Here is an 8,022-nt window from a genome sequence, read left to right as displayed (position 1 = left end):
ACCGGAAGATATTCTGCGGTTTATTCCCCGGTGGCGGCTGTCGCCTTACCGGGGCTACGGGTTCACAGCCGTCTGCGATCCGGTAGCCCGGACAGGCGCAGCGCGCCGCCTCCGGGAAGGACCCGGCAGCTTAGTTGCCGTCGCCTTCATGCAGCTTCACGCAGTTGCGCCCATCGCGCTTGGCGACGTACAGCGCGCTGTCGGCATCGCGCAGCAGCAGATTGTAATCCGGATGACCGGTGTGGACGGCGTAGCCGATGCTGGCGGTAATCGAAATCTCATTGTCAGCGCCAACGCTAAACGCCAGCTGGCTGATTTTTTTACGCAGCCGTTCGAGGATAGTAAAGGCTTCCGCGGCGCCGGTCTCCACCAGCACCAGCAGAAACTCCTCGCCGCCGTAGCGGAAGATATAATCGCTGGATCGAATATTATCGCTGAGCAGCTCCGCAACGTGCTTAATCGCCCGGTCGCCGACCATGTGCCCCCAGCTATCATTGATCTCTTTAAAGTGGTCGATGTCGATAATCGCCACCGTCATCGGCAGTTCATATTCCATCGCCAGCGTCACTTCATGCTTGAGGACAACCGGCAGATAGCGGCGGTTAAGCAGGCTGGTCAGCGTATCCTTACCGCTTTGCATCTGCGACAGGCTGCTAAACAGCACCCCCATCTGGCTGCCGATCTGCTGGCAATGGATATGGATCCCCTGCAGCAAAGCCTGCGTGTTTTTATACTCAGAACCCTCAGACGAGGATTTCCAGGCGGATAACAGCGCATCCACCTTGCTAATTAAGTCGGCGATTTCCTGCATTTGCGGATTTTTGTTAAAATAACGCACGCATTTATGGCGGAACCACAGGCCAAATTCAGAATCAGATAATAACGCTCCGTTAATATCGCTTTTATTATCGCTAACGATATTAAAAATAGCGGTATTTTCCCATCCGGAGAGCGAGGCCTGCTGTTTGCCATATTCCAGCGGCACGTTATCCATCAGGCTATACAGGCGGTACGCTTCTTCATTTTTCGTTGCCCGATAGTGCGACAGGGTATAGGCGTGGCACATCATTTCTACCGCCATGTTAATGGCCATGATGGCGTAGTAGATGGCGGCAACGCTGGTCTCGCGATCGAGCTGACTATCGCGGATATTTTCAATCAGCCCGGCTTTCAGCTGGCGCGCGCCGCGCAGTACCGCCTCTGCCGGAATACCAATGCGTGAATGGATGCTGCCGATCAGGTACTGCCGCTCCGCCAGCGCCTGCAGATTTTCCTTATCGCACATCAGGATATCTTTCACCCACCCGGCCAGCGAGCTGCTGAGCCGCTCCTGAACTAAGTCATAGCTAAGGTGCCGCGCAATGTCCGGGTCCTGGAAAATAAAATCATAAAAACGGGTCGCTAACGCCTCCGCCTGCTGCCCGGCAATATTTTTAAGTACCGCCCTCACTTCCGGCGTCAGGCTGTCGTACAGCGGCAACCACTCCTTAAAAATAATCGAGATATATTTTTGGCTTTCATCTTTCATTGAATAAAGCGCTCGCCCGGCGTGAGTGTATTTTCAGGGCCGCCGATCATACAACAGTTCTCCTGGGGCAACCAGATTAAAAATGCGCCAGTCGCCAGGGAATAATATCCTCTGGTTATTAGCGCTAAGGAATAGCTTATATGTACGATGATTTAATGAAGAACGATTAAGATTATCTGCTCCGGTATCACCCCAATAGGCATTATGGGTAATATTGTGCCATCGCGCTCCTCGCTGTTTTTATGTTAACCCGACGACAAGACCCTGCTTTGTATATGGACATACTCATTGCGGGTGTTAGTATGACATTGACGGTAGCAATAAATATGCGTGTTTCATTTAAGGCGAGGATTGCTGATGATGACCACATTGATCGCACCTCTTTCTGACCGGTTAGCAGCGCTGCAGGCTCCCTGCGCCGGTCGGCCTTATCCCCGATTTCTCCCTTCCCTGAAGAGACGAAACTCCGCCATGCGGAGGAGAAGCGCGCACCACTCAGCCTATGGAACAAAGCGAGTCGCGTATGGACAAAATCAAACGGCGTTGGGTTGGATACGTTATTGGTTTAGCGGTGGTGATTGCCGCAGCGGCATGGTGGATGCTGCGCCCGCCGGGGGTTCCGGCAGGATTTGCCAGCAGTAACGGTAGAATCGAAGCCACTGAAGTCGATATCGCCACCAAAACCGCCGGGCGTATCGACACCATCCTGGTCAAAGAGGGGCAGTTTGTTCGCCAGGGCGACGTGCTGGCCCGTATGGACACCCGGGTACTCAACGAACAACGGCTGGAGGCCGCCGCGCAAATCAAGGAAGCAGAGAGCGCGATTGCCGCCGCGAAAGCCCTGCTCGACCAGCGCCAAAGCGAAATGCGCGCTACGGAAGCGGTGGTGAAGCAGCGGCAGGCGGAGCTGAACTCCTCGGCTAAACGTCACGTCCGCTCCAGCACGCTCTCGCAGCGCGGCGCGGTCTCCGCGCAGCAGCTGGATGACGACCAGGCGGCGGCAGAAAGCGCCAGGGCGGCGCTGGAATCCGCCAAAGCGCAGGTCTCTGCCGCCAGGGCCGCGATTGAGGCGGCGCGCACCAGCATCATTCAGGCGCAAACCCGGGTCGAGGCCGCCCAGGCGACCGAACGGCGGATTATCGCCGATATCGACGATAGCGAGCTGAAAGCCCCGCGCGATGGCCGCATTCAGTACCGCGTCGCCGAACCGGGAGAGGTGCTGGCGGCGGGCGGCCGGGTGCTGAATATGGTCGATTTATCCGATGTCTATATGACCTTCTTCCTGCCTACCGAGCAGGCGGGTCTGCTGGCGCTGGGCAGCGAAGCGCGAATTATCCTCGATGCCGCGCCGAATCTGGTGATCCCCGCCAATATCAGTTTTGTCGCCAGCGTGGCGCAGTTTACGCCTAAAACGGTGGAAACCAGCGATGAACGGCTGAAGCTGATGTTCCGCGTAAAAGCCCGTATTCCGCCAGAGCTGCTGGCGGAGCATCTGGAGTATGTGAAGACCGGCCTGCCCGGGATGGCCTGGGTTCGTCTGGATAACCAGCAGGCGTGGCCTGAAGCGCTGACGGTGAGGTTGCCGCAATGAAAACCGTCGCCCGCCTGGAAAACGTCAGCCAGCACTTTGGCGCAACCGTCGCGCTGAAGGACATTACGCTGAGCATTCCCGCCCGCCGTATGGTGGGACTGATCGGGCCCGACGGCGTGGGCAAGTCCAGCCTGCTATCGCTGATCTCCGGCGCGCGCGTGATTGAGCACGGCAACATTATGGTGCTCGGCGGCGATATGAGCGAGGTACGTCATCGCCAGGACGTCTGCCCGAAAATCGCCTGGATGCCCCAGGGGCTGGGGAAGAACCTCTACCATACCCTGTCGGTCTATGAAAACGTCGATTTCTTCGCCCGTCTGTTCGGCCATGATAAAGCCGAACGCGACATCCGCATCAATGAGCTGCTCCAGAGTACCGGCCTGGCGCCGTTTCGCGACCGCCCGGCAGGAAAACTCTCCGGGGGAATGAAGCAAAAGCTCGGCCTGTGCTGCGCGCTCATTCACGACCCGCAGCTGCTGATCCTCGATGAACCCACCACCGGCGTCGATCCTCTCTCGCGGGCGCAGTTTTGGGATCTGATCGACAGCATCCGCCAGCGTCAGCCGGAGATGAGCGTCCTGGTCGCCACCGCTTACATGGAGGAGGCGGAGCGCTTTGACTGGCTGGTGGCCATGAACGCGGGGGAAGTTCTGGCGACCGGCAGCGCCGATGAGCTTAAAGCGCACACGGCGAGTCAGACGCTGGAACAGGCGTTTATCGCCCTGCTTCCCGAAGCCCAGCGCCTGGCGCATAAAGAGGTGATCATCCCGCCGCGCAATGCCGATGAAAGCGAAGTTGCGATTGAAGCGCGCGGGCTGACGATGCGCTTCGGTCAATTTGTCGCCGTTGATCACGTCAACTTTCGCATCGCCCGCGGCGAGATTTTCGGCTTCCTCGGATCTAACGGCTGCGGCAAATCAACAACCATGAAAATGCTGACCGGGCTGCTACCGGCCAGCGAAGGCGAGGCCTGGCTGTTTGGCCAGCCGGTCGACCCCAGGGATATCGAAACCCGCCGCCGCGTTGGCTATATGTCGCAGGCCTTCTCCCTCTATAGCGAACTGACCGTACGGCAAAACCTCGAGCTGCATGCCCGCCTGTTCCACATCCCGGATGCGGAGATCCCGGGGCGGATCGCCGAAATGAGCCAGCGCTTTATGCTGGAAGAGGTTGAGGACACCCTGCCCGCTTCGCTGCCGCTAGGTATCCGCCAGCGCCTCTCGCTGGCGGTCGCGGTGATCCACCGCCCGGAAATGTTAATCCTTGATGAACCCACCTCCGGCGTCGATCCGGTAGCCCGGGACATGTTCTGGCAGCTGATGGTCGATCTTGCGCGTCAGGACCGGGTGACCATTTTTATCTCCACCCACTTTATGAATGAAGCGGAACGCTGCGATCGCATTTCGCTGATGCATGCCGGAAAAGTGCTGGCCAGCGATACGCCGCAGGCGCTAGTGGAGCAGCGCGGATCGGCCAGCCTTGAAGAGGCGTTTATCGCCTGGCTACAGGAAGCGGCGGATGCCGCGCAGCCGCCTGATGCGCAGGCTGCACCGGTTCCCGCGATGGAACATAAAGCCGAAAGCGTGGCGCCGCGTCAGGCGTTCAGCCTGCAGCGCCTGTTTAGCTACAGCCGCCGCGAAGCGCTTGAGCTGCGCCGCGATCCGGTGCGATCGACTCTGGCACTGCTCGGCACCGTGATCCTGATGTTTATTATGGGCTATGGGATCAGTATGGACGTCGAAGATCTGCGGTTTGCGGTGCTCGACCGCGACCAGACCATCAGCAGCCAGGGCTGGTCGCAAAATATCGCCGGCTCACGCTACTTCATCGAACAGCCGCCGCTGCAAAGCTATAGCGAACTGGACAGAAGAATGCGCAACGGCGAGCTGGCGGTAGCGATTGAAATTCCGCCTAATTTTGGCCGCGATATCGCCCGGGGAACGCCGGTGCAGATTGGCGTGTGGGTGGACGGCGCGATGCCGAACCGCGCGGAGACGGTGCGCGGCTACGTGCAGGCCATGCATCTGGCCTGGCTGCAGGAGATGGCCGGTCGCCAGGCCAGCCCCAATCGCGATACCTCTCTGATTTCCATCGAGACCCGCTATCGCTATAACCCGGATGTGAAGAGCCTGCCGGCGATTGTACCGGCGGTGATTCCGCTGCTGTTAATGATGATCCCGGCGATGCTCAGCGCGCTCAGCGTGGTCCGCGAGAAAGAGCTTGGTTCAATCATCAATCTGTACGTGACGCCAACCACCCGCAGCGAATTTCTGCTGGGTAAACAGGTGCCGTATATCGTGCTGGGGATGTTCAACTTCTTCCTGCTCTGCGCGCTGTCGGTTTTTGTTTTTGGCGTACCGCACAAAGGGAGTTTTCTGACGCTCACCCTCGCCGCGCTGCTCTACGTCACTATCGCCACCGGACTTGGCCTGCTGATTTCAACCTTTATGAAAAGCCAGATTGCGGCGATTTTCGGCACCGCGATCATTACGCTTATCCCGGCGACGCAGTTTTCCGGGATGATCGACCCCGTCGCCTCGCTGGAAGGCCCCGGGCGCTGGATTGGCCAGATTTATCCAACCAGCCACTTTCTGACCATCGCGCGAGGAACGTTTTCCAAAGCGCTGAATCTGACCGACCTGTGGGGATCCTTTATTCCGCTGCTTATCGCGGTTCCGCTGGTGCTGGGCCTGAGCGTGTGGCTGTTGAAAAAACAGGAGGGATAATGCGCGGACTACGCAATATTTATAATTTGGGGATGAAAGAGCTACGCAGCCTGCTGGGCGATAAAGCGATGCTGACGTTGATTGTCTTTGCTTTTACCGTCTCGGTTTACTCCTCCGCGACCGTTATGCCGGGTTCGCTGCATCTGGCGCCCATCGCTATTGCCGACATGGATAAGTCGCAGCTTTCATCGCGTATTATCAATGGTTTTTACCGGCCCTGGTTTTTGCCGCCGGCGCTGATCACCGCTGATGAGATGGACGCCGGGCTGGATGCGGGACGCTATACTTTCGCCATCAATATTCCGCCGGATTTCCAGCGCGACGTTCTGGCCGGACGCCAGCCCGAGCTACAGGTTAACGTCGACGCGACGCGAATGAGCCAGGCGTTTACCGGCAATAGCTATATCCAGAATATCGTCACCGGCGAGGTGAACAGCTTTGTCGCCCGCTACCGGGACAACGGTACGCTGCCGGTTGAGCTGGCCGTCAGGATGCGTTTTAACCCGAACCTGGAGCAGGAGCGTTTCGGCGCCGTCATGGCAATTATCAACAATATCACCATGCTGGCGATCGTGCTGACCGGCTCGGCGCTGATACGCGAGCGGGAACATGGTACCGTGGAGCACCTGCTGGTTATGCCGGTCACGCCGTTTGAAATCATGATGGCGAAGATATGGTCAATGGGGCTGGTGGTGCTGGTGGTTTCCGGACTCTCCCTGATCCTGATGGTTCAGGGCGTGCTGCAGGTACCGATAGAAGGCTCGATACCGCTCTTTATGCTTGGAGTGGCCCTGAGCCTGTTTGCCACTACCTCAATCGGCATTTTTATGGGCACGGTGGCGCGTTCCATGCCGCAGCTGGGGCTGCTGATGATTCTGGTGCTTTTGCCGCTGCAGATGCTTTCCGGCGGCTCCACGCCCCGGGAAAGTATGCCGCAGGCTGTACAAGATATTATGCTCACCATGCCGACGACCCACTTTGTCAGCCTGGCGCAGGCCATTCTTTATCGAGGCGCTGATTTCTCTATCGTCTGGCCGCAGTTTCTGACGCTGCTGGCTATCGGTGGCGTGTTTTTTACTATCGCCCTACTGCGTTTTCGTAAGACGATCGGGGAAATGGCCTGAGGCAATACCGATGTCGCGCTCTGCCGGTCGCGGCATCGGCGCTATTTATGGCGATTCATAAAGCGCCGCAGAGCCCAGGTGAATCCCATCGCCATGCTGAACAGGATAAACAGCAGCAGCACCCAGCTGACGGAAATTCTCAGCAGCGCACTTAGCGTCATAAGCGGCTGAAGATACACGGTAAACGAGTGGTCGGTGGGTTTACCCAGAAGAACCATCAATCCATCCGTTAACCAGACAAGCGCCCGGCAAACCAGCCAGATGATCGCCGGCCAGCAGAGCAGGACCAGAAAGGTAAAACGCTCCCGGATATAATGTATCAGTTGGCGCAAAGGAGGCCAGTTAATCAGAAGTTTCATTTATATTCTCATATTGCCAGCCGGTAACATGCACTATTCGTCAAAAGACGTTACCGGGTTAGCTTCCATACAGGCAATGCACCCTATGTTTTTAGCAAATTTGAATTAACTTAAACCAGATCGAGTTAACAAAGTGTTAAGGACACTAAGTCATTTCGCAGAAAAAGTCCAGCTGTTATGCCTGTGTGCTCGGCAGGGGTGAGGGTTTCGTATCTATTTGTTAACCTGATGACTTTAGAATAACTTAAGCGTTATGCGGGTAATATTCTTAATATAATTCCTATTAAATATTCAGAAACGCGTTTATCTCTATTTTTATTTCCATATAACGTTCACGCCAATAAAAACGCACTTACAATAGAATTAATTTATTCACAGAGTAAATTCCTGGCAGATCAGTTTTCGATAAAAATGAGGTTTAGATAGATCTATGCTATTCGCCGTTACGGCGTTCAGTGATTTTGCCGGCAAGCTCTCCGCACAATTCATCGCTCTCGTTGTGGCGCCAGGTTAAGTACAAAAAACCTTTTATTTCAAAGCAATGGATACTTATTTCGCTTAAGTACTGCGGATGTCCTATCGTGACAAAGGTCTGGTAAAGGATCCCTGCCGGGCTTTTACACGGGATTTCTCAGACGACAAAAACGCAAAAAGCCCATCCGTCAGGATGGGCTCTTCACTTGTTTGATGCCTG

Annotated in this window: 5 protein-coding genes; 3 read left to right on the top strand and 2 right to left on the bottom strand. The window is 56.3% G+C overall.

Annotation, left to right across the window (positions count from 1 at the left end; all coding sequences use genetic code 11):
• Positions 1 to 130 precede the first annotated feature (130 nt).
• Positions 131 to 1,528: a diguanylate cyclase gene (locus F8562_RS16335; protein ID WP_009652888.1), complete on the bottom strand. Its 1,398-nt coding sequence runs from the start codon at positions 1,526 to 1,528 to the stop codon at positions 131 to 133.
• A gap of 523 nt (positions 1,529 to 2,051) precedes the next feature.
• On the opposite strand from F8562_RS16335, the gene F8562_RS16330 reads away from it, so the two are divergent.
• The 3 genes from F8562_RS16330 to F8562_RS16320 are packed head-to-tail and all read left to right on the top strand — an operon-like array spanning position 2,052 to position 6,969.
• Positions 2,052 to 3,119 carry an HlyD family secretion protein gene (locus tag F8562_RS16330; RefSeq protein WP_042934268.1) on the top strand — a complete coding sequence of 356 codons (1,068 nt, stop codon included), beginning with the start codon at positions 2,052 to 2,054 and terminating at the stop codon, positions 3,117 to 3,119.
• Positions 3,116 to 5,845, top strand: coding sequence for a ribosome-associated ATPase/putative transporter RbbA (gene rbbA / locus F8562_RS16325; RefSeq protein ID WP_014837298.1), 2,730 nt, complete (start codon positions 3,116 to 3,118; stop codon positions 5,843 to 5,845). The genes F8562_RS16330 and rbbA overlap by 4 nt, the downstream gene beginning before the upstream one ends.
• The gene (locus F8562_RS16320) at positions 5,845 to 6,969 is read left to right on the top strand and encodes an ABC transporter permease (protein WP_014837297.1); all 1,125 of its coding nucleotides are present in this window, start codon (positions 5,845 to 5,847) and stop codon (positions 6,967 to 6,969) included. Before rbbA ends, F8562_RS16320 begins: the two co-directional genes overlap by 1 nt.
• Before the next feature lie 41 nt (positions 6,970 to 7,010).
• Here the strand turns inward: F8562_RS16320 and F8562_RS16315 are convergent, their stop codons facing one another.
• Entirely contained in the window at positions 7,011 to 7,328 is a 318-nt protein-coding gene (locus F8562_RS16315) for a hypothetical protein (protein ID WP_014837296.1), read from the bottom strand.
• Positions 7,329 to 8,022 lie beyond the last annotated feature (694 nt).

This window comes from Klebsiella sp. RCJ4 (assembly GCF_009025755.1).
GTDB classification, from domain to species: domain Bacteria; phylum Pseudomonadota; class Gammaproteobacteria; order Enterobacterales; family Enterobacteriaceae; genus Klebsiella; species Klebsiella michiganensis.
Note: the sequence above shows the minus strand (reverse complement) of the source record. Positions and strands in the feature narration are given on the sequence as shown.